General features: G+C 45.2%; 20 protein-coding genes. 6 read left to right on the forward strand and 14 right to left on the reverse strand.

Annotated elements, in window-relative coordinates; all coding sequences use genetic code 11:
* Positions 1 to 99: 99 nt before the first annotated feature.
* The 13 genes from Xsto_RS12440 to Xsto_RS12500 form a co-directional block, all read right to left on the reverse strand.
* A complete protein-coding gene (locus Xsto_RS12440) occupies positions 100 to 699 on the reverse strand; it encodes a LysE family translocator (protein ID WP_099125254.1) in 600 nt (199 codons plus the stop codon).
* 247 nt (positions 700 to 946) lie between these two features.
* Positions 947 to 1,465 (reverse strand): 4-hydroxyphenylacetate 3-monooxygenase, reductase component, encoded by a 519-nt coding sequence (hpaC, locus tag Xsto_RS12445; protein ID WP_099110478.1) that lies wholly within the window; start codon positions 1,463 to 1,465, stop codon positions 947 to 949.
* 21 nt (positions 1,466 to 1,486) lie between these two features.
* The gene (gene hpaB / locus Xsto_RS12450) at positions 1,487 to 3,049 is read right to left on the reverse strand and encodes a 4-hydroxyphenylacetate 3-monooxygenase, oxygenase component (protein WP_099125255.1); all 1,563 of its coding nucleotides are present in this window, start codon (positions 3,047 to 3,049) and stop codon (positions 1,487 to 1,489) included.
* Between the two features lie 263 nt (positions 3,050 to 3,312).
* Entirely contained in the window at positions 3,313 to 4,212 is a 900-nt protein-coding gene (gene hpaA, locus Xsto_RS12455; RefSeq protein ID WP_099125256.1) for a 4-hydroxyphenylacetate catabolism regulatory protein HpaA, read from the reverse strand.
* Between the two features lie 65 nt (positions 4,213 to 4,277).
* Positions 4,278 to 5,627, reverse strand: coding sequence for a 4-hydroxyphenylacetate permease (hpaX, locus tag Xsto_RS12460; RefSeq protein ID WP_099125257.1), 1,350 nt, complete (start codon positions 5,625 to 5,627; stop codon positions 4,278 to 4,280).
* A gap of 20 nt (positions 5,628 to 5,647) precedes the next feature.
* Entirely contained in the window at positions 5,648 to 6,457 is an 810-nt protein-coding gene (hpaI, locus tag Xsto_RS12465) for a 4-hydroxy-2-oxoheptanedioate aldolase (RefSeq protein WP_099125258.1), read from the reverse strand.
* A 65-nt stretch (positions 6,458 to 6,522) separates the two neighbouring features.
* Positions 6,523 to 7,326, reverse strand: a complete 804-nt coding sequence (gene hpaH, locus Xsto_RS12470) for a 2-oxo-hept-4-ene-1,7-dioate hydratase (protein ID WP_099110485.1) — start codon at positions 7,324 to 7,326, stop codon at positions 6,523 to 6,525.
* Between the two features lie 20 nt (positions 7,327 to 7,346).
* Positions 7,347 to 8,819: an NAD-dependent succinate-semialdehyde dehydrogenase gene (locus Xsto_RS12475; protein WP_099125259.1), complete on the reverse strand. Its 1,473-nt coding sequence runs from the start codon at positions 8,817 to 8,819 to the stop codon at positions 7,347 to 7,349.
* Positions 8,820 to 8,921: 102 nt separating this feature from the next.
* Positions 8,922 to 9,320: a 5-carboxymethyl-2-hydroxymuconate Delta-isomerase gene (locus Xsto_RS12480; RefSeq protein ID WP_099110488.1), complete on the reverse strand. Its 399-nt coding sequence runs from the start codon at positions 9,318 to 9,320 to the stop codon at positions 8,922 to 8,924.
* A gap of 12 nt (positions 9,321 to 9,332) precedes the next feature.
* Complete coding sequence (gene hpaD / locus Xsto_RS12485; RefSeq protein ID WP_099110489.1) at positions 9,333 to 10,208, reverse strand: 3,4-dihydroxyphenylacetate 2,3-dioxygenase; 876 nt, start codon at positions 10,206 to 10,208, stop codon at positions 9,333 to 9,335.
* 112 nt (positions 10,209 to 10,320) lie between these two features.
* Entirely contained in the window at positions 10,321 to 11,787 is a 1,467-nt protein-coding gene (hpaE, locus tag Xsto_RS12490; RefSeq protein ID WP_099125260.1) for a 5-carboxymethyl-2-hydroxymuconate semialdehyde dehydrogenase, read from the reverse strand.
* Complete coding sequence (locus Xsto_RS12495; protein ID WP_099125261.1) at positions 11,784 to 12,548, reverse strand: fumarylacetoacetate hydrolase family protein; 765 nt, start codon at positions 12,546 to 12,548, stop codon at positions 11,784 to 11,786. Before Xsto_RS12495 ends, hpaE begins: the two co-directional genes overlap by 4 nt.
* Entirely contained in the window at positions 12,545 to 13,192 is a 648-nt protein-coding gene (locus Xsto_RS12500; RefSeq protein WP_099110493.1) for a fumarylacetoacetate hydrolase family protein, read from the reverse strand. The genes Xsto_RS12495 and Xsto_RS12500 overlap by 4 nt, the downstream gene beginning before the upstream one ends.
* 386 nt (positions 13,193 to 13,578) lie before the next feature.
* Between Xsto_RS12500 and hpaR the strand changes: the two genes are divergently transcribed.
* Entirely contained in the window at positions 13,579 to 14,025 is a 447-nt protein-coding gene (hpaR, locus tag Xsto_RS12505) for a homoprotocatechuate degradation operon regulator HpaR (RefSeq protein ID WP_099110494.1), read from the forward strand.
* Positions 14,026 to 14,575: 550 nt separating this feature from the next.
* Here hpaR and Xsto_RS12510 read toward each other — a convergent pair.
* A complete protein-coding gene (locus Xsto_RS12510; RefSeq protein WP_099125262.1) occupies positions 14,576 to 15,409 on the reverse strand; it encodes a MurR/RpiR family transcriptional regulator in 834 nt (277 codons plus the stop codon).
* Between the two features lie 342 nt (positions 15,410 to 15,751).
* On the opposite strand from Xsto_RS12510, the gene Xsto_RS12515 reads away from it, so the two are divergent.
* The 5 genes from Xsto_RS12515 to Xsto_RS12535 all read left to right on the forward strand — a co-directional run bounded on the left by Xsto_RS12515 (position 15,752) and on the right by Xsto_RS12535 (position 23,718).
* A complete protein-coding gene (locus Xsto_RS12515) occupies positions 15,752 to 17,263 on the forward strand; it encodes a CoA-acylating methylmalonate-semialdehyde dehydrogenase (RefSeq protein WP_099125263.1) in 1,512 nt (503 codons plus the stop codon).
* Between the two features lie 94 nt (positions 17,264 to 17,357).
* Entirely contained in the window at positions 17,358 to 19,277 is a 1,920-nt protein-coding gene (iolD, locus tag Xsto_RS12520; RefSeq protein ID WP_211284317.1) for a 3D-(3,5/4)-trihydroxycyclohexane-1,2-dione acylhydrolase (decyclizing), read from the forward strand.
* A 435-nt stretch (positions 19,278 to 19,712) separates the two neighbouring features.
* Positions 19,713 to 20,708, forward strand: a complete 996-nt coding sequence (gene iolG, locus Xsto_RS12525; RefSeq protein ID WP_099125265.1) for an inositol 2-dehydrogenase — start codon at positions 19,713 to 19,715, stop codon at positions 20,706 to 20,708.
* A 157-nt stretch (positions 20,709 to 20,865) separates the two neighbouring features.
* Positions 20,866 to 22,554, forward strand: a complete 1,689-nt coding sequence (locus tag Xsto_RS12530) for a solute:sodium symporter family transporter (RefSeq protein WP_099125266.1) — start codon at positions 20,866 to 20,868, stop codon at positions 22,552 to 22,554.
* A gap of 30 nt (positions 22,555 to 22,584) precedes the next feature.
* Positions 22,585 to 23,718, forward strand: coding sequence for a Gfo/Idh/MocA family protein (locus Xsto_RS12535; RefSeq protein ID WP_099125267.1), 1,134 nt, complete (start codon positions 22,585 to 22,587; stop codon positions 23,716 to 23,718).
* The last annotated feature ends 41 nt before the right edge of the window (positions 23,719 to 23,759 follow it).

Here is a 23,759-nt window from a genome sequence, read left to right on the forward strand (position 1 = left end):
TGCTAAACCGGGAACGGTTTTTCTAGCGAAGGGAAGGGAATTGAGCTGCCAACAAAGAGGTCATTTTAACGGCAATAGTGATATAACACGGAAGTGACACTATAGAATATACGGAGCAAGAGTAAAATATAATAAACAAACTCCACCTACGGTATTAACAAACCGGCTTACGATGCTGAAGTTTATTTTTCTTGCAGCAAATATGACAATATAACCAAATGATAATAACCAGATTGTTGTAATAATAATATGGATAGAAGCAAGAATAATAAAATTTAATACACTAATATAGTCAGATGTTAAAAAACCAGGCACTACAGTAAGGTAGAGTAGGATCGCTTTTATATTCAGAATGTTGGCGATATAGGCGTCTTTTATTGTTGCAACCTTCGTCCCTTTTTCTGTTATTTTTTTACCGGAATAAATTCCGTTTTTTATTAATATACAAGAGAGATAGATTAGATAAATTGTTCCGATGATTTTTATGGCATGCATAATAAGGGGATATTTTGTCACTATACCGGTAATACCTAGACCAACCAGTAATGCATGCGTGTAAATTCCTAAAGCTGTCCCGGTTATGATGGAAAGCAAGCCTTTTATTCCACTGTTAATAGCATTTGTCATGCCGAGGGTAAAACTTGCTCCGGGGGATAAGGCGATAGGTAATATCGTAAGAATGAAGCCTGAAATATTCAAAATTCCACCTGTATATTAATGACTCTTGTCGGAATGTCTATGACGTTGAGACCCCTTGATTATATACCTAATAAATTTTGAGTTGAATCATGGTGGTATGAGAGTGATAAATTAGCGGGGAATTCATTTGCCCAGCTAACAAAGATACTGCCTGAAAGACAACGGATAAAAGCCAGTTGAGCCAGTTGAGAAAGTAAAGGGCTTTACGTCCTTGCCCTTATACCTAATTTTAATTTTTAGCTTCACTTCAAACTGCGGTAGCCAGAGTTTTGTTCATCACCTGATGAAAAGCACGCTTAAAGTAGATCAGCCCGTGGCCTTCTTCCAGAACATGAAGCTGTTTGATTTCGACCAGGTAAACATTGTGTGTGCCGATTTCCTGCACCTGTTCGATGCTTCCTTCCAGACTGGCAAGTGTTCCTTTCAGCATGGGTTGCCCTAATGAGCCTGTGTGCCAGATATCCCAGCTGAAGCGCTCTTCCATACTGGCTTCAGTCATACCCGCAAAATGGCGGGCCAGCAATTCCTGCTCATGATTCAGGATATTGACACATAGCTGGCCATTACCCTGAAATACCTGATTCATTGCACTGTTACGGTTTATGCACACCATCAAAGTCGGCGGAGTATCCGTTACGGAGCATACTGCCGTCGCTGTCATACCGCAGCGCCCGGCCGGGCCATCGGTTGTGATAATATTCACCGCCGCGGAAAGGCTTGCCATCGCATCTCTGAATAGCAAGCGATGTTCATTTTCTAAAGACATTATAAGTCTCCTGCTACTCATTTATTTCAGTAGCGTATCTAATAAATTAATATCATTGTTGTTGTGTAAGTGGGGGCTTACCCAGCCATTTACATCATAATCAGAGAGACACTGATCCACCAGCTCAGTCATTTTTTTCATATTGCCAGAACCATACGCATGGCGCAGGCATTGCAGGCGAATTTCATCCTGACTACCAGCATAGTTGATTTCATACAATTCATGGCGTCCACCAAATTCACTGCCAATGGCATCCCACATTAGTTTCAGAATTTTAATGCGTTCAACATGATCAATGCCATTTGAACCCCTGACATATTTTTCAAGGTACTGACTGATTTCAGGGTTATTCATATCTCGTACACTGGATGGCAAATAAATTAATCCACTGGTGACATTACGTTCAATGATATTTTTAATTTTTGTATAAGCCATTGGTGCCATGACCCGATAAGTCTGTATTGCCTGAGTGTCTGGCAGGTAGGCTCCACCTTCCCACGGTTTTGCTTCTGCCCACATTGCATCTGTCAGCGACCAGAACAGATTGCGCCACGCCACGACTTCACCCAAATCAGCCTGAACGCCCCTAAAATCCACCACGCCAGTACATTCCAGGCTCTTTTGCAGTAATCCGGTGATAAAGTCCAGTTTAACGGCCAGACGCACACAGGCCTGCATAGGAAACAGACGGGCAAAACCACTTTGAACCGCCCAATTACGTGCGCGATCAAAGTCACGATAAATTAACACGTTTTCCCACGGAATTAACACTTTATCCATCACCAGAATGGCATCATTTTCATCAAACCGGCTGGAAAGTGGGTAATCAAAAGGTGATCCGGTCGCACCTGCTGTCAGTTCATAGGAGGCTCGGGAGATTAATTTGACGCCGTCAGAATCCATTGGGGCGACAAACATCAGGGCAAAATCAGGGTTATCACCCATAACCTGCGCTGAGCCGAAACCGATAAAATTATAATGAGTTAAGGCGGAATTGGTTGCCACGACTTTGGCACCGCTGACAATAATTCCTGCATCCGTTTCTTTTTCTATCTGGATAAAAACATCTTTAACCTGATCGGCGGGTTTATGACGATCAATCGGGGGGTTGACGATGGCATGGTTAAAATAAAGCGCATTTTCCTGAATGCGTTTATACCAACTGCGGGCATTATCGGAAAATTGCCCATAAAACTCCGGATAAGCCCCTAAAGCACAGCAAAATGCCGCTTTATAATCCGGTGTACGACCCATCCAGCCATAGCTCTGGCGTGACCATTCAGCAATGGCATCACGTTGCTGGCGGATGTCATCTGGGCTGGTTGCGAAACGAAAGAATTTGTGAGTATATCCGCCGCTACCGGTATCAGTATTCCAACAGAGAATGTCATGAGTCTTTGGATCATGCAGAGCGTCATATAATTGGCTGATAGAGGCAGCAGCATTGCGAAAAGCGGGATGCGTCGTCACATCCTTGACCCGTTTACCATAGATATAAATTTCCCGCCCATCCTGTAGTGACTGCATATATTCTTTACTGGTTAACGGACGTGTTTTATCGGCACGAAAATCTTCTGGTTTCATAGCTACCTCATCATCCGAAGCCTTCCATTCTGATTTGTTATCTTAATGGGAGGTTGAGTGTTAAATAAATGTTGATTTATATATTTAATTGAAGCGACTGAGGGAGAATATCTGAAGAGACTTTCAGAAGAACCGCAGGTACTTTTCGGTAAAATGGGTAATTTGTTACGTAAATGTGATCAGCTTTGTGTTTTGATATAAGCGTGCCCGATCAGAAGTTATATCTGAATGTGATTGTATTTTATGATAATGGTATTTTATGGTTATTTGACGTTATTTTCTCGCCAGATACTCGGTGAACACCCTTCCAGACGATTAAAAAACCGGGCGAAATAAGCCGGATCTTTGAATCCTAACTGGTATGCCACTTCAAATACCGGGCTATCACTGAACAACAGTAACCGTTTTGCTTCCCTTAATTGACGGTCAAAGATCAATCTCTTAGGTGGACGATTTGCAAACCGGCGACACATATCTTTCAGACGTGATTCTGTAATTCCCAGAATCTGAGCATACTCCGGTACAGTAAGATGTTGGCTGTAATGCTGATCGACCAGTTGGTTAAAGCGCTGGAAGAGTTTCAGTTCTCCTCTGACACCACCAGCACGATGATCTTCAAGGGGAATACTGCGTAAAAGAAAAGTAAACAGGGATTGTGCCAAGAAAGCCAGTGACTGTTCGCGACCGGCAAATTGATTGGCTGATTCACGTCTAATTAATGCCCAATAGTGGCTGAATGTTTCCAATTCGTCTGGTTTATCGGCAATGGAAAGGCAGAAAGCCGGAATATCAATCAGTTCCCGATGTGCAGGATAGAGCGAGTTAAGTAGCGGGGTAATTAACTCCTGACGCACAGTCAGTACATAACCATCTGTGCCTTCCTGCGTAAAAAATGCATGAGGTACGGAGGGAGGGGTCAGGATAAACAGCGGAGCCTGTACCGAGTAACGGAGATCGTCCAATTGTAATTCAATCCGACCGGTGACCAGATAGTGCAGCTGGAAAAAACCATCATGGCGATGGGCCTGCATATCACGACCAAAAAACGCGGCCATTCGGCCAAAAGTCTGATAATGGACATCATCTGATCCCTGAGTTTCATCATAATCTTTACTGATATCAATATTGCTAATAACTTCGTTGTTTATCTGGCTGTCTGACATCAATTTATTCTCTTTTAAGCCGGTAATCAGGATATTTTGTTGAGACGTCGGAACTTGGCCGATTTTTATGATCTAGCGTGTTTCATCGGGATCAGCAGAACTATCAGTGCCCCGATCACCAGCAGCCCGGCGACAAAATAGAGACCAGAGTTAAAACTGCCGGTCTGATCTTTCAGCCATCCGATCAATAAAGGGCTGACAGCCGAACCCACATTCCCCGTGGCATTGATCACCGCGATCCCAATAGCCCGTGCCCGCAGGCTGATGGATTGATCGGGTGTGGTCCAGAATACTGCCATTGCAGTAAACGAGCCGGTTGATGCCATGATGATGCCTAAAAGCTGTATCATGCTGTTGTCTGTCAGTGATGTCAGGATCCAGCCTACAGCAGCAAACAGGAAAGGCAGCGCTGTGTGCATTTTTCGTTCTTGCAGACGGTCTGACCGACGGCTCCAGTAGATCATCCCCAAAATGGTACAGAACTGAGGTATGGCTGTTAGCAGGCCAATAACAGTGTGACTGCTTCCCTGATTGAAACTCTGCATAATTTGTGGCGTCCAGATATTAATGGCACTCAGCGTATTGGTCAGGCAGAAATAAGCGAAGGTGTACATCAGGACAATCGGGGTAAAAATTTCACGCCACAGGCTGGTTTTGGCGTGTGAAGGTTCAGGGGGCGTTAAAGAAACTTTATCGTTCTCTATCATTTCCTGTAGGCATTTTTTATCTTCCTTTGTCAGCCACTTTGCTTTCTCTGGTGAATCATCCAGATAAAACCAGACGACAATACCCAGCAGAACAGAAGGGAATCCTTCCAGAAAAAACAGCCACTGCCAGCCACGCAGATCCCAGATGCCGTCCATTTCCAGAATATAACCGGATGCGAGCGAGCCAAATGCCATCGTGACAGGCATAGCGATCATAAACAGGGCATTAGCACGGGCACGGTAATAAGCCGGAAACCAATATGTCAGATAGACCAGAATACCGGGCAGGAAGCCAGCTTCTGCAATTCCGACCAGCATACGCAGGATATACAGGCTGGTGGGGCCGGTCGCAAACATTGTCGCGGTGGAAGCAATCCCCCACAGCACCATAATCGTGGCAATCCAGCGTCTGGCTCCCACAATACCCAACATGATATTACTGGGAATACCAAAAGCCACATAAGTCACATAAAACAGTGTTGCAGCTAACCCGAACATGGTCGATGTAAGACCTAGATCTTTTCCCATCGTTAAACCGGCAAAACCAATATTGATACGATCCAGAAAAGAAAAGATGAACAGGACAAACAGAAACAGGATCAGGCGGCGAAATAATTTTTTGATAACACTTTGCTGCTGTGCCGTGAGGTTTTTATGTGAATAGTCTGGTGCATCATGCTTCTGTATGGCTTCAGGTGAGCTGCTCATGGTTGTGACCTTTTTATTGATTAATATGCAGCGTTGGATACAGACGATACGGTGTTTTCCTGTCCCTTACCGAAATGTGCCGCCAATGAATTGGCTGCGTTGGTGAGCAGTGTGGTATCAACACCAACAGCAATAAACTTCACACCGAGATCCAGATAGTGCTCTGCCGCTTCAGTATTGGTCATCAATATTCCGGCAGCTTTGCCTGCTGTGTTGATTTGTCTGATAGCTTGTTCGATCGCCGCCTTAACCTCAGGATGTTGGGGGTTGCCGTGGTGCCCCATATCAGCACTGAGATCTGCCGGGCCGATAAATACACCATCAACACCCTCAACTGTCAGCATCTCTGACAAATTATTCAGAGCCTCACGGGTTTCCACCTGAATCAGCACACACATTTCTTCATTGGCACGCGCCAGATAATTAGGGATACGATTCCAGCGCGAAGCTCTTGCCAGCGCACTGCCTACACCCCGAATGCCTTCCGGTGGATAACGGGTAGCCCGTACAGCTTCACGCGCCTGCTCAGCATTCTGAATCATCGGGATGAGCAGTGTCTGAGCACCGATATCCAGCAGTTGCTTGATAATTACCGGATCGTTCCACGGCGGACGCACAACCGGCTGGCTTGGGTAAGCAGCAATAGCCTGTAACTGATTCAGGACAGAAGTAATATCATTAGGGGCATGTTCGCCATCAATTAATAACCAGTCAAAACCGGTTCCCGCCAGAATTTCAGCACTATATGAACTACAAAGCCCAAGCCATAAACCGATTTGTGGCTGCCCCGAGTGCAGGGCCTGTTTGAATCTATTTGTCAGTTGATCCATGAGTGCACCTTATGCTCCTGATTTTTAATTAAATGTTTAATTCATGTTTTATACCAGACTGATTTTTAAGAAAAATAACAACTCACTGAACCTAATGCGCCGTAATCCACATGGAATGTATCACCTTTGCGGGCTGCAACCGGCCGGGTGAAAGAGCCACTCAGTATGATCTGGCCCGCTTCAAGCTGGACACCGTGTGGGGCCAGTTTATTAGCAAGCCATGCAACACCACTGGCGGGATGGTCAAGCACTGCTGCGGCTACGCCGGATTCCTCAACGACACCATTGCGATAGAGCAGAGCGCTGACCCATCTTAAGTCCAGCTCATGGGGTTTGATGGGGCGTCCTCCCATAATGACGCCCCCATTTGCTGCATTATCAGAAATCGTATCTACGACTTTACGCGGGCGCTGGGTTTCCGGATCGATGTTATGACAGCGGGCATCGATCAGTTCCAGCGCCGGAATAACGTAATCTGTCGCATTGTAAACATCAAACAGTGTACAGTTCGGGCCTTGCAGCGGTTTTGCCAGTACGAATGCCAATTCCACCTCAATGCGCGGAACAATAAAACGTTCGCAGGGGATATGGCTACCGCTCTGAAAAAACATATCATCCAGCAGTGCGCCATAATCCGGTTCTTCAATTTGTGAACTGAGCTGCATGGCTCTGGATGTCAGGCCAATTTTATGCCCTTTCAATACCCGGCCTTCCGCCATTTTCATACTGACCCATTCACGCTGAATGGCGTATGCATCCTCAATGGTTATTTCCGGATAATCCAGTGAGATTTGACGGATCTGTTTACGGTCTTTCTCTGCCAGATATAAACGATGAGCAACCTGTGATACGACTTCTTGCTGTAGCATATGTGTCAAACTCCTTTGGTTTATAATCCTCCGAAACAGAGGTATTTCACTTCCAGATAATCTTCTATGCCGTAGCGCGAACCCTCACGCCCCAGACCAGACTGTTTTATGCCCCCGAACGGAACAGCTTCGTTGGAAATCAGCCCTTCGTTAATGCCGACCATGCCGCTTTCCAGAGCTTCTGCTACACGGTAAATTCTGCCGATATCGCGGGAATAAAAATAAGCGGCCAGCCCGTACTCTGTGCTGTTAGCAATGCGAATGGCCTCTTCTTCATCCCGGAATTTGAACAGGGCAGCCAGAGGGCCGAATGTTTCTTCATGGGCAACTTGCATTGTTTCATCAATATCAGCCAGTACGGTTGGCTCAAAGAACAGGCCACCCAGTTTGTGGGATTTTCCTCCGACCAGAAGCCTTGCACCACGGGAAACGGCATCACTGACATGCGCCTGAACTTTATCTATCGCAGCCTGATTAATCAGAGGGCCCTGCTGTGATGAGCTATCACTGGCTGGCCCGACATGCAATTGCTTGGCCGCCTGAGCCAGACGTTCAGCAAATTCCTCGTAAATGTTTTCCTGAACCAGGATCCGGTTTGCGCAGACACAAGTCTGACCGCTGTTACGGAATTTCGCTGCCATTGCACCTTTAACTGCGGCATCTAAGTCGGCATCATCAAAAACAATAAAAGGTGCATTGCCACCTAACTCAAGAGAGAGTTTTTTCACCGTATCGGCGCTTTGTGCCATGAGCAATTTCCCAACACGCGTCGATCCGGTAAAAGAGAGTTTGCGTACGATAGGGCTTGAAGTCAGGGCTTCCCCAATCGCTTTGGCGTCCATTCCGGTGACAATATTAAAGACCCCTGCCGGGACTCCTGCCTGCTCAGCCAGAACAACCAAAGCCAGTGCTGAAAGCGGGGTTTCTGCGGCAGGTTTCAGGACGACAGTACAACCTGCGGCCAGTGCCGGGCTGACTTTGCGGGTAATCATGGCATTAGGAAAATTCCACGGAGTAATGGCTGCAACCACGCCGATGGGTTGCTTGATGGTGGATGTACGGCAACTGGGTATGTGGGAAGGGATAGTTTCGCCGTAAACGCGTTTGCCTTCTTCTGCAAACCATTCGATAAAACTGGCACCATAAGCAATTTCCCCCATCGCCTCAGCATGGGACTTCCCTTGCTCAATACTCAGCAGTTCTGCCAATGTTTTCTGGTTATCGATGACCAAATTGAACCACTGCCTGAGTATCTGGCTACGCTTTTTGGCTGTCAGGGCACGCCATGCAGGAAGCGCTTTTTCGGCAGCTTTAATCGCACGATGAGTTTCTGCTGCCCCCATATCACTGACATTGGCGATGATGTCACCAGTGGCAGGATTTGTCACAGCAAAGGTGGCTTTATTGTCAGCATCAAGCCATTTTCCGTCAATGTAACCCTGCTGACGTAATAACAAGGAATCGTGTAATACAGCATCAAGATGGTTTGTCATGGTTTTCTCTTCATTTAACAAAAAGGTGAACTTAACGTTTTTGTACTTCAATGACTTTGAATTTCAGTCACTTTGAATTTCAGTCATATTGAATTATGGCACTCATAATGTCTTATTTTTTGATTTAAACAGCTTATGAACATTATTGGATTTATAATTCAGTATTGGATCAAGTTCTTCCATTGTAAAAGAGAGACCAAGGTAACGCTGTGCCATTAAATCGGCAAAATGAGCTTTGATGAGCGAAAACAGCATTTCCCCGACTTTCTGGCAATCTTCAGTGCTGCGTCCTGCACCGATTTTCAGCGTCATATGGACAAAAGCGTAATCTTGTTTTCCATCTGCCATTTGCCACGTATCCAGCCAAATAGCTCGACTGCGGATCCCGCCCTGAGGGAAAATGCCGGTATCAGCAAGCGCCTGATTCACTTTCGCAAACAGTTCCGGTAAATTGGCTTCTTTGCGGATGTTTTCGGTACATTCAGCATAAAAATGTGGCATAGCTAACTCCTGTCAGACGGAAGTTGTCTGGTTAACAGAATGTGGTAATGGGAACACAGCATTCACCTGTCCAGTCCCTGAACTGGCAAATAATTCCGTGAGAAACTCGACTTTGCCGTCATATTTATCCCAGCCAAGCAACCCGAGTAACATGACGGTATCGTGCATATTGCCTTCCCCCCGACAGTAGAGGGCATATTCAGGCAGCATGTCGCAAAATTCCCTGAAGCGACCTTCTTTCCAAAGTTTGACAACCCGGTTATCCATCTGCTCATCAAACTCGCGGGTATAGCTGTTCATGCCTTCTTCGGCACGTTGATCATCGATAAAGCTGTGGGAGAGTGAACCGCTGGCCAGCACGGCAACGGTGCCATCATATTTCTCAATAGCCCGTAAAATGGCTTCTCCCAACTTACGGCTATCTTCGAAAGCATGAACAGTACAAAAGGCAGAAATCGAAATAACTTTAAAATGACGGTCACTATTCATATAGCGCATTGGCACTAATGTGCCATATTCCAGCGTCAGGCTGGCAATCTCATGTGATTTTGCACGAACCCCCATCTGGCGCGCTTCTTCTGCGATCATGTGCCCCAGCTCGGGGTTTCCGTCATACTCATAACTCATATCGCGGATAAAATGCGGTAATTCATTACTGGTATAAATACCGGAGAAATGTTCCGCACAGTTAATATGATAGGCACTATTGACCAGCCAGTGAGTATCAAACACGATAATGGTATCGACACCCAACTCCCGGCAGCGACGGCTGATTTCCTTATGCCCGTCAATTGCACTTTGCCGACAACCGTAGTGTTTACCCGGTAATTCGGACAGATACATAGAAGGTACATGTGTAATTTTTGCTGCTAACGCTAACTTGCCCATAAATCCTCACTCAGTATCAGGATGATGAAAAGCGGTTAACGCTGGAAGAGGTATACCCGTACTTTTTCAGGCTATAGTCTGAAATCCTCCGGATATATCTCTTTTCTTAAGATCAAAGTCCCCAGCGAGGAATGGGATGATTTCCCATTGAAATACAAACATTTTTCACTTCAGCAAAAACTTCAAAGCTATATTCTCCGCCTTCCCGTCCGACACCAGAGGCTTTGATACCACCGAATGGCTGGCGCAGATCGCGTACGTTCTGGGAATTGACGAAGACCATGCCGGCTTCAATTCCTTGTGCCAGACGCAGGACTTTGCTCACATCCTGTGTCCAGATATAAGATGCCAGCCCATATTCCACATCGTTAGCCATGCGAAGACCGTCTTCTTCACTTTTGAATGGCAACAGACAAGCGACCGGGCCGAAAATTTCTTCTTGTGCCACGCGCATCCGGTTATCAACATCGGCTAGGACGGTTGGCCGCAGGAAGTGACCATTTTTCAGATGATCAGGCAGGTCTGCCGGTTTGTCCGGGCCTCCGGTTAACAGCGTTGCGCCTTCTTCAATACCCAATCGGATATAACCGGAAACTTTTTCCCAATGCTGGTGGCTGATCAGGCTGCCGACCTGGGTATTCAGATCCTGCGGATCACCGACGCGCAGGCGGCTGGCGCGTTCTGCGAAACGCTTCACAAATTCAGGATAGATGCTTTCCTGAATGAAAATACGGGAGCCCGCTGTGCAGCGTTCGCCATTAAGGGAAAAAATGGTGAACAGGGCAGCATCTAACGCACGTTCAATATCGGCATCTTCAAAAATCAGTACCGGCGATTTGCCGCCCAGTTCCATGGAGTATTTTTTCAGCCCTGAGTTCTGCATAATCAGGCGACCGGTAGCTGTCCCACCGGTGAAAGAAACGGCACGGACATCATGATGTTTTACCAGCGCATCACCGGCAGTATTGCCATATCCCTGTACCACATTCAGTACTCCTGCGGGGATACCGGCTTCCAGAGCCAGTTCTCCCAGACGGTTAGCGGTCAGGGGGGAAAGCTCGGACATTTTCAGAACAGCGGTGTTTCCCAGAGCCAGGCAGGGGGCAACTTTCCATGTGGCAGTCATGAACGGCACATTCCACGGGGAAATCAGTGCGCAGACGCCTACAGGCTGGATAAGGGTATAATTCAGCATTTTGTCATCGACGGGATAAGTGCGCCCGTTCATCTGCTGACAAGTTTCCGCAAAAAAATCGAAATTGTGGGAAGCACGTGGGATAAGGACATTTTTTGTCTGATGGATTGGCAAACCCGTATCACTGGTTTCCATCGCAGCAATTTCAGGTACATTCTGGTCGATTAATTCGCCTAAACGCCGCATCAGACGCGCCCGTTCTTTCATCGGGGTATTTGCCCATTCAGGAAAAGCGTCTTTTGCGGCAGCCACCGCCTGATCAATTTCTTTTTTTCCGCCAGAAGCGACTTCTGCCAATACCTCACCGGTTGCGGGATTGACTGTTTCAAAATAGGTACTGCTGCCAACGTTTTTACCGTTGATCCAATGATTAATTGTGGTCATGACAGGCTTTCCTCATATGCTTGCTGGCTGACAATATGATTTACCAGACGTCCGATACCTTCGATTTCCACAATCACTTCATCTCCGGGAACTACATCGGATAAACCTTTGGGTGTGCCCGTGGCGATCATGTCTCCTGGCTGTAATGTCATGAAATCGCTCAGATAGGTAATCAGGAAGGGGATATCAAAAATCAAATCTGCGGTGGTGCCACGCTGGCGTAATTCACCATTAACCCAAGTACTCAAGATCAGATTATGCGGATCAGTAACCTCCTGCTTATCAACAATCCACGGCCCGATAGGCGTTAACGTGTCACGGCTTTTTACACGCAGATTAGGGCGATAATAATTCTCCAGATAATCACGAATGGCGTAATCGTTACAGAGGGTATAGCCTGCAACGTAATCCATGGCATTAGCTCTGGAAACTTTGTGGGCTGGCTTACCAATGACAACAACTAATTCTGCTTCATAATGCATATATTCCACATGGTCAGGACGGACGGAAACCTGACGGTGGCCAGTGAAGCTGTTGGCTGCCTTGATAAATACCAGAGGCTCCTCCGGTGGCTTAAATTCCAGTTCGGTGGCATGGTCGGCATAATTCAGACCTAATGCGAACAGTGTTCCGGTGGCTGGCGGAAGCCATACGACATCAAGCCCGCTGATCCGGCTGCCATCAGGCAGTAGTACATTCTCCTGTTCATCAACAGTGACATGTAGATCCTGCCCCTGATAGTGAATTCTGGCGTGTTTCATGCCTGACCTCCGGCCAATACAACGGTGTTTTGTAAAATGGGAAAACCATCAGCCCTGATTGTAACAGTATCATTGGGGTGCAGAATGGCACGCTGGTGAGGCGTTCCCAGCAGAATCACATCCCCTTCATTCAGGGTGGTAAAATCGCTTAATGCGGATAAAAGCTCTGATGCGGAACGCACCAGATCATGAGTTGACCAGCGATCAACTTCCTGCCCATTTATCTCGGTGATGATATCCAGTGAGTTTATAGTCTTTACATCCGACATTTGACCAATTGGGCAAAAACCATCGCGGCATTTTGCTTTTATGGCAGGGCGATAAAATGAAGTTTCCGGTAAGCTGACTTCGTTCGCCAGTGCATAACCGGCTATGTATTGTTCGGCATCTTTGGCAGAAACTTTGCGGGCAGCTTTGCCGACTTTATTTGTGCTGATAAACAGTGCCAGCGTCGCGCCGCTTTGCACAGTTTCCCCAATAGGGTGGGGAATAACATCACCGGACGTAATCACTGTATTACGGGGTTTGATAAACCAAACTGGAGTTTGAGGAGGCGCGTTATATGGCGCTTCGTGAAATGCCTTACGCCAAAAATCGAGCTGACTGTTGTGGTTGAGAGCGACGGCAAAGACGGTGCCTTTCATTAACAACTCCTTGCAAGCTGAGCGATGTATCGCAAGATAAATTATTAATATATTAATAAATCAAGAAGCGATGATGTTCAATATGTTAAGTTAATTGTTAATTTTAATTGTGATCTCTGTAACAACATTCTGTTCGTGATTATTTTTAGTACATAAAGATCAAACCGTTATATTATCTAACAGGGTCATTTGGTATTGTGTTTAACTTTCTGTTAACTTTTTATGGCAAAATAATTTTATTTATTTGTTAATATTGAATTCTTTTTCCTTTGTGGATAGTTATGAGCATGTTAGTCTTTTCGACTTTAATGTTGTCTATAATCGGTAGCGCATGCGTTCAACTTATAGAGAATTGCCCGTGGTTAACTTAAGAGTCACCTTTACTTATGCATGAATCCCTGACATTAGCATTGCTTCAAGCTCGGGAAACCTCGATGGGTTTTTTCCGCCCGATATTGAAGAGTTATAATTTGACTGAACAGCAATGGCGTATTGTTCGCGTACTCGCAAGCAGCCGCTCGATTGATTTTCATGATTTGGCTAACCTTACCTGTATCTTACGCCCAAGTTTGACGGGCATTCTGACCCGCATGGAACGTGACGGTCTTATCTTTCGCTTAAAACCAATGAATGACCAGCGGAAGCTGTACGTTTCTCTGACTCCGGCAGGTCAGGAGCTGTATGAACAGGCAAAAGGAGAAGTCGATGAAGGCTATAAAGCAATTGAAGCTGCTTTTTCCCCAGAAAAATTAACTCAGTTGTTAGAATTGTTGGATGATCTTATTTCTATCGGCAACCAATCCCAAACCGATATAGATGAAAACGAAGAATAGTAAACACATATTTGTATTAATATATTAATTAATCAAATCTCTCCATAATAAGAGAAAGAGCACCGGAATAAACTGGCTGTTATTTTTTTGAACAGTTTATTGCGGTGTTTTCTTTGATTTAAGAAAAATTTTGCAGCCTGATCGTATTATAGATTTTATTTATGATGCCGTATTTTCATAAAATATGTTTATGTTAAAACACCTCTGTATGAAATAACTCATAATAAATATTGATTATTGACTTAAAGAATGAATAGAACGTGATTGGTGATTATTGGAATGAAAAAATAATCACAGTTTATAATTTGATGGAAATAATTAATTTTTGATGAGGGATTATTTTCTGTTTCATTAAGCAATATATTTCAGGTTGCAACCCGTCAGCCAACAACCTGAAATTAATATCCCCGTCGTCTTTCAAGTTGCCTCTTTGTTGGCTGCGCTCATTCACCCCGGTCACCGTTTTTATAAACATACGGCTATCTATGCTCCCGGGGATGAACTCCCTTGCCGCCGCGATGCAACTCGAAATCCATAGGATATAGGATAATTATCCGGCATTTTCCTGCCGGTAAGCCAAAGCGACAGCCAGTGATTGCACCAGACACAACGTGGCAGACTGGGAGCGGAATGCATCAACTTTTGCTTCCTTCACCACAAAACAGACATCGTTGAAACTTGCTAATGGGCTGATTTGGCTGTCAGTAATCACAATCTGTTTTGCTCCAGCCTGTGCCGCTCTTTCACTGACCATCACGGTTTCTTCGGCATAGGGGGTAAAGCTGATGGAAACAACTACATCATTTGCCCCAATCATATTCATTTGTTCGCGGAACATACCTCCCAGACCATCTACCAATAACGGGCGACATTCCAGATGGCTCAGGGCATAGGCTAAGTATGATGCGACACTGAACGAACGGCGAAGCCCGATAATGTAGATATTTTGAGCGGTTGCCAGTAAATCTACTGCCTTATTTAAGTCTTCTGCCGGGGTTCGGGCGGCAAGTTGCTGCATAGCCTGCGCATTGGAATGGGCAAACTCCTGCAAAATATGTAGTGGGTCTTCCACTTGCTGGTTATCACCGTCCAGTGCTCTGAACAGACGGGCACGGTCGGTATAACTGGCGGTTTCCTCTACCAGATTTATGCGAAATAACTGTTTCATCTCATTGAATCCGTTGAAGTCAAAGGCATTGGCAAATCGGATAAGAGTAGAAGGTGGAACATCGGCTTCTTTTGCAATAACCGCAACCGTATCAAATGCCACGCTATTGGTATTATCCAGAACATACCTTGCAACTTGCTGTAACCGCTTACTTAACTCGTCATAACGCGAGCGAATTTGTTCTTGTAGTTCGGGCAGATTTGATGCAGCAGACATAATGTATCCCTAATAAATTGTAATTGCACAAAAAATAGCGTGTTGATCACATTAATAAAATAGTATTTCAATTCCCATTGAAAATGAAATGTATATTTCATATATCTTTAGCATCGTGATTCAATTCATAATGATTCAACTCATCTTACGTGGTTCAGCCTGTATGTGGTTAGGCCTATACACAATGGATTTCAAGCTGCATCACGGCGGCAAGGGAGTTCATCCCCGGGAGCATAGATAGCCGTATGTTTATAAAAACGGTGACCGGGGTGAATGAGCGCAGCTAACAAAGAGGCAACTTGAAAGACGAAGTGCATATAATTGTATTGAGAGAGGCTCAAAATGGAACAGATTAAAAATTTTATTGGCGGGAAACTTATCAGTAGTCAAAGTGTTCGAACCTTACCTGTTTTTAACCCTGCGACGGGGCAATCCATTCGGCAGGTTGCATTGAGCACAGCTCATGAAACAAAATTCGCTATCGAATCTGCCCATCAGGCTTTTCAGGAATGGTCTAAAACCTCGCCATTGAAAAGAGCCAGAATCTTGTTCAAATTTAAGTCCCTCCTTGAGGAAAATCAGTCGCATCTGGCTCGTCTGATTTCCGAAGAACATGGGAAAATTTATTCTGATGCCGTGGGGGAACTGACACGTGGCCTTGAAGTGGTTGAGTTCGCCTGTGGTATTCCTCACTTACAAAAAGGCGAGCACTCTGCCAATGTAGGGGCAGGAGTGGATAGCCACTCCCTGATGCAGCCACTGGGCGTATGCGCAGGGATCACCCCATTTAATTTTCCTGCTATGGTTGCAATGTGGATGTTCCCGATAGCGTTAGCAACAGGAAACACGTTTGTTCTCAAACCCTCCGAAAAAGATCCTTCTCTCTCTATTGAACTGGCTAAATTGTTACAACAGGCGGGGTTGCCGGATGGTGTATTCAACGTCGTACAAGGGGATAAGGAAGCCGTTGATGTCTTGCTGACTGATCCGCATGTTCAGGCTGTAAGTTTTGTGGGCTCAACACCGGTTGCCGAGTATGTTTATGCAACGGCATCAGCATATGGTAAGCGTTGTCAGGCGCTGGGTGGCGCGAAGAACCACAGTATTCTTATGCCGGATGCTGATTTGGAAATGGCGGCAAATGCCATTATAGGGGCCGCCTTTGGTGCCGCAGGAGAACGCTGTATGGCACTGTCTGTTGTTCTGGCCGTAGGGGATGAAATAGCGGATGAGCTGGTAACAAAACTTCGGCAGCAAATTGACAGAATGGTTGTTGGTGCAGGGATCAGCGAGGGGCGGGAAAACGATATGGGGCCGGTCATTTCTGAACAACACCGGTCAAAAATCTGTGATTACATTAACAGTGGTGTGGAGCAGGGAGCAAAGCTACTGGTGGATGGGCGGGGGTATCAGGTTACGGGTCATGAGAATGGTTATTTCGTGGGGCCAACTTTGTTTGATTATGTCACCCCAGAGATGAAAATTTATAAAGAAGAGATCTTTGGGCCTGTACTATCCATTGTGCGTGTACCTGATTATCACACCGCACTGAAATTGATTAACCATCATGAGTACGGTAATGGTGCTGCTATTTTTACCCGTGATGGTGAAACTGCCCGTCAGTTCAGTGAAGATGTACAGACTGGTATGGTTGGCATCAATATTCCTATCCCTGTTCCTATGGCATTCCATAGTTTTGGGGGCTGGAAACGTTCTATTTTCGGTCCGCTGAATGTACATGGCAATGATGGTGTACGTTTTTATACCCGCATGAAAACAGTCACTAGCCGTTGGCCTGCCAGCGTTCGTCTGGAACACCATAGCAGCAGTTTTGTCATGCCAACGATGGAGTAATCCTATGAATACCAAGCCCATAAATACTGGCTCTGTAAATATCAGCTCCATAAAAGCATCGGCAACATCTTCCCAGACAAGACACACTCAAAAAATGACTATGGCTCAGGCTTTGGTCAGGTTTCTCAATCAGCAGTATATCAACGTTGATGGAGAGGAATTACCCTTTGTCTGTGGTGTTTTCACCATATTTGGTCACGGTAATGTTGTGGGGTTGGGGCAAGCTCTGGAACAGGATCCGGGGCATCTTCGAATCTATCAGGGGTGCAATGAACAGGGAATGGCACACATAGCCACCGGCTTTTCCCGGCAGAAAAAACGGCAACAGATTTTTGCTGTCACTTCCTCTGTCGGGCCGGGTGCTGCCAATATGGTTACAGCCGCAGCTACAGCGACGGCTAACCGTATCCCACTACTGTTATTACCGGGAGATACCTTTGCATGTCGCCAGCCGGATCCTGTTTTACAGCAGGTTGAACAGTATTGGGATGGCACTATCAGTACCAACGATTGTTTCCGGCCTGTTTCTCGCTACTGGGATCGCATATCCAGACCTGAACAATTAATGGCAGCGATGATTCAGGCCATGCGGGTATTGACTGATCCGGCGGATACCGGTGCAGTGACTGTCTGCTTGCCACAGGATGTACAGGGAGAAGTTTGGGATTACCCTGATTACTTCTTCCAGAAACGGGTACATCATCTTGAACGCCGGCCTGCCTCCTTATCCCGTATTCAGGATGCCGTAGAGCTGATAAAACGTAAGAAAAAGCCATTACTGATTTGCGGAGGAGGAGTACGTTACTCCGGCGCACATGAAGCTTTCCGCCAGTTTGCAGAAACTTTTAATATCCCATTTGCAGAAACACAGGCAGGAAAAAGTGCCATTGTTGCAGCAAACCCGTTGAATTGCGGTGGAATCGGTACAACGGGCTGTCTGGCGGCTAATTTGCTGGCTAAGGATGCGGACTTAATCATTGGTGTCGGCACACGTTTTACTGATTTTACGACAGCATCTAAATCTCTGTTCCAAAATCCGCAAGCTGAATTTCTTACCATTAATGTGGCAGAGTTTGATGCCTACAAACTGGATGCTGTCGCAGTGATTTCTGATGCAAGAGAAGGGTTATCTGCGATGACTCAGGAATTAGCAAAAACGGGATGGCGTTCCGGTTGGCAACAGGAGGTTGCTCAGGCTAAATCAGTCTGGCAGGAGGAACTGTCACGGCTGTTTTCTATCCAGTATCAGGCCGGAGACAGGCCAGAAATTGCAGATCATCTGGATGAGAAATTACATGAATACAGTGACACATTGCAGACTACTCTGGCACAGACGCGCGTACTTGGGCTGATGGATCAGTATCTGGAAGATAACGCCATTATTGTTGGTGCAGCCGGTTCTTTGCCGGGGGATTTGCAACGCCTATGGCAACCCAAAGAGCCGGATACCTATCACCTTGAATATGGCTATTCCTGTATGGGATATGAAATTGCCGCAGCACTGGGGGCAAAAATTGCCTGCCCTAACCAGCCAGTTTACGCAATGGTAGGGGATGGGTCTTATATGATGTTACACAGTGAGCTACAAACGGCGATTCAAGAAAACATCAAAATTACTGTGCTGTTATTTGATAATGCGGGGTTTGGCTGCATCAATAACTTACAGATGAGTCAGGGCATGGGCAGCTTTGTGACAGAAAATCGTTATCGTAATCAACAAAGTGGTCGGCTGGATGGCGCACTGGTTCCGGTGGATTTTGCCAAAAATGCAGAAAGTTACGGCTGCAAAAGTTATCGGGTGCATAACGAACAACAATTGATTACTGCTTTGCAGGACGCCCGTAAACAACTATGTACCACTCTGATTGATATTAAAGTGTTGCCGAAAACCATGACCCACGATTATGAATCATGGTGGAGAACAGGAACAGCGCAGGTTGCAGATAACCCGGCGGTTACCACTGCGGCTGAAAATATCAGGCGGTATGTGGAGAAATATACTCGGCAGTACTAGTATTCTTATATATTGCTTCATGCCTTTCATCTGGCCGTGAAATAGCTCTTTTTATATAAGGAATGGAATGTTTATTTCATTCCAAACACCTTCTTTATCTCTTCGCCACAATTGTAATTTCAATGCGTTCAACTTTTCTGTAGTTGAGTGCTTTATTACTATTACCGTATGATTTTAATGTGTTTTTATTGATTTATTCAGATCTGATAGCTTGTTTTTCGTGATAGGTATAACACTAATTACATCATTTTCATCTCAAAATGCTAACCGCCTCTAAAAAATAAAATTTCCAATGTTTGTTAAATTGAAATAAATATTTTGGTTGATATATTTTTATTCAAACCCAAAGCAGATATACCCGATGGATTTCAGAAGGTGGCTCCTAACGCAGCAATCTGAAAGACGACGGGGATACAGAGGTATCAAGGAGCATTCATGTTTAATATTGCATTATTTGGTGCTGGCAGAATTGGTCTGGTGCATGCGGTTAGCATTGCCAGCCATAAAGAAACCTGTCTCTACTCTGTCGTTGATCCTTATCAGGTAAATGCTGAAACACTGGCACAGAAATATCAGGTTAAAATACAAACAACCGAAGAAGCCATGTCTGATCCGGAGGTTCATGGTGTACTGATTGCTTCAGCAACAGATACGCATGCTGATTTAATCGAACAGGCTGCCCGCAATAAGAAAATGATTTTCTGTGAGAAGCCGGTTCACCTTGAGCTTGAACGGGTGCGGCAATGCCTTGCTGTGGTAAAAGCGTGCCAGGTTCCTCTGTTTGTCGGCTTTAATCGTCGCTATGACCCTCAGTTTCGTCAGATGAAAAATCTGTTTCATGCAGGAAAAATCGGTAAGGCAGAATCCCTGATGATCACATCCCGTGATCCTGCCCCGCCACCCGCTGAATATATCCGGGTTTCCGGTGGTATGTTTCGGGATATGACAATTCATGATTTTGACATGGCCCGTTTTATTATAGGAGAAGAGCCGTGTGCTATTTATGCACAAGGTAGTAATCTGGTTGATCCTGCCATTGGCTCAGCCGGTGATATTGATACTGCGTTTATTGTGATGAAATTTCCTTCAGGTGCTATGGTGAGCATCGCTAACAGCCGCCGTTCGGGGTATGGCTATGACCAGCGCCTTGAACTGCATGGTCAAAAAGGCTTACTGACAGCCGGTAATATTAAGGAAAACAGTGTGGAGTTATGGGGAGACAACGGGTGTCTTTCCGCTAAACCAGAACATTTTTTCCTGCAACGTTATCGTGAGGCATATATCGCGGAATGGGATCATTTTGTCGATGTTATGGCTGGCAGAGCCATTCCAGAAACAACCGGTTTTGATGGCGAACAGGCATTATATCTTGCTGATAAGGCGCTTGAATCCCTTTTGTCCGGTAAAGAAATCAAATTATATACACAATGAATTTCAAGCTACATCGCGGCGGCAAGGGAGCTCATCCCCTAGAGCATAGATAACCGTATGTTTATAAAAACGGTGACCGGGGTGAGCGAGCACAGCCAACAAAGAGACAACTTGAAAGACGAAGTGTATAGACCACAGAAAAACAGGGGAACATTACATGTCAGCTTTTCTTTCTTTTATTGGTTTTACCCTGCTGGTGGCAGGGATTGCTTATTATAAAACAAGGAATAAACATTTAATTGATTCCACTGAAGGTTATTTTCTTGGTGGGCGCTCTCTGACTGGAGTTTATATCGGCAGCTCCATGCTATTAATGAATTTGTCTACAGAACATCTAGTTGGTTTAAATGGGCTAGCATTCAGAACGGGATTTATTGTTATGGCATGGGAAGTTATAGCAGCCTTAACTATTGTACTGTTTGCCATTTACTTCCTGCCCAAATATTTAAAATTGGGAATATCAACAATTCCAGAATATTTAGAACGGAGATTTGACAAAAATACTTTACTAATTACCTCTGTTTTATTTCTGGCCATGTATGTTATTTCGTTATTGCCTATCGTGTTATATACCGGAGCTATTGCGCTGGAAAGTTTATTTCAGGTTTCTCAGGTATTCAATGTCGATAAAACCACTGCATTATGGATTATGGTTTGGGGTGTCGGCGGTCTGGGCGCAATTTACGCTATTTTTGGTGGCATTAAAGCGATTGCAGTGGCTGACACTATCAACGGTATCGGGTTAATTATCGGTGGAGGCATTGTTACGATTTTTGCCTTACTGTATGTCGGGGATGGCAATGCCTGGCAAGGCCTGACCGATGTTTATCAGGCCCACCCTGATAAATTTAACTCCATTGGCAGTGAAGATTCACTTGTTCCATTTTCAACTCTATTTACCGGATTGATCATTTCCAACATGTTCTTCTGGTGCACCAACCAATCCATTGTACAAAAATCATTGGGTGCAAAGAATCTGGCGGAAGGGCAAAAAGGGGTAATGTTATGCGCTGTATTAAAACTGCTTATTCCTTCTATCATTATTTTACCGGGTGTTATTGCATTCCATATTTTCAATGGACAAATAGATAACCCGGATAATGCCTACCCCGCATTAGTACAATTAGTTTTGCCTAAAATTCTGGTTGGCTTTTTTGCTGCGGTAGTTGTTGGGGCGGTATTCTCTACATTCAGTGGTGGCCTGAACTCCTCTGTTACTTTATTTACCGTCAATATTTACAAACAGAGAATTAACCCGAATGCCAGTGAAGCTCGAAGTGTAGCTGTAGGAAAATATTTGGGTATTGGTCTGGCGTTGGTAACTATGCTGATCGCTCCACTCGTTGCAAATGCACCTGATGGTTTGTTTTACCTAATCCAGCAATTACAGGGGATTTTTAATGCTCCTATTCTCAGTGTCGTGCTGGTTGGGTTGATGACAAAACGTGTTCCTCCGATTGCGGCAAAACTGGGGCTGCTGTTTGGTATGTCAGCATATATTGTTTGTAACTTTATCCTGCATATTGATATCCATTTCTTCCATTTAGTCGGCATCTTATTTGTGCTGAATGTCATTTTTATGCTGACAGTCGGTTATTTCTTCCCTGCTGAAAGTTATGAAGAGGTGTATACAAAACAGGTAGATATTACTCCGTGGTCAATGGTGAAACCTATGGGATGGCTAATTACACTGGCTGCTGTCTCAATGTACGTTTTTCTGGCTCAGAATGTGCCGAATTATGTAATGACACTTTACTATCTGCTTGCAGCCGGAATTCTGGGATATGTCGCTTATCAAATCAGTAAAATATTGTCTAAGCGCTCCATTTATCGTGAAAACGCCTAGAAAATCTGAGTGATGGGGAATCCAAATAATATGAAAGAAATTCGGATTGGCCTGATTGGTGCGGGCTATATCGGGCGTGCCCATGCTATAGCCTATGCGCAAGCACCGACGGTATTTCCATTAAAAGGAAAATTAGTACGTGCAATGATTGCCGGGATCACACCGGAGCTTGCTCAGACCCAAGCAAAAGAACTCGGTTTTCTACGCTCAACGGGCGATTGGCTAGAACTGGTTGCTCATCCTGATATTGATGTCGTTGATATATGTACACCAAATTTTTTGCACAAAGAAATGGCATTAGAATCCATTAAGCACGGTAAACATATTTATTGCGAAAAACCACTAGCCTTGAATTCCCATGATGCAAAACAGATGGTGGCAGCTGCCAACATCGCCGGAGTAAAGACACTGGTGGGATTTAATTATATGAAAAACCCGACTGCTCAGCTGGCTAAAGAGATTATATCGAATGGTGAGATTGGCGAAGTTGTGCATTTTTACGGTACGCATAATGAAGATTATATGGCTGATCCCCTGAGTCCGATTCATTGGCACTGCTTTAAGAATGAGGCCGGTTTGGGCGCATTGGGTGATCTTGGCGCACATATTATTAATATGGCGCAGTATCTGGTGGGAGATATCACAACTGTTTGTGGTGATATGAAAACAATTGTGAAAGCACGCCCTGAAATATCGGGTTCTGCTGTATTGATCCCCGTTGAAAACGAAGATCAGGCTCATGCAATGGTACGTTTTGATAGTGGGGCTATAGGCGTGATTGAAACTTCCCGCATAGCTTGTGGCCGCAAAATGGGGCTGACATATGTCGTCACAGGGACTAAAGGCACTCTGAGTTTTACTCAGGAACGAATGGCTGAGCTGAAACTGTACAGGCACGATGAACCGGCCAATCGCCAGGGGTTTAAAACCATTTTGGTCGGGCCGGAACATCCGGATTATGCTCCTTTCTGTCACGGCGCCGGGCATGGCATTGGCTTCAATGACCAGAAAACAGTGGAAGTGAAAGATTTAGTTGATGGTATTGCATTGGGTCAGGACATCTGGCCCGACTTTACCGAAGGTTGGAAAGTCTCTCGCATTCTGGATGCAATTGTCTGCTCTCATGAACAAAAACGCTGGGTTAACGTCACTGAAATTAATTAAATCTCGCAGTGAGCGACATACATGGGTTAGCAACATAAGTT

It is taken from the genome of Xenorhabdus stockiae, from assembly GCF_002632825.1.
In the GTDB taxonomy this organism is placed as follows: Bacteria; Pseudomonadota; Gammaproteobacteria; order Enterobacterales; family Enterobacteriaceae; genus Xenorhabdus; species Xenorhabdus stockiae.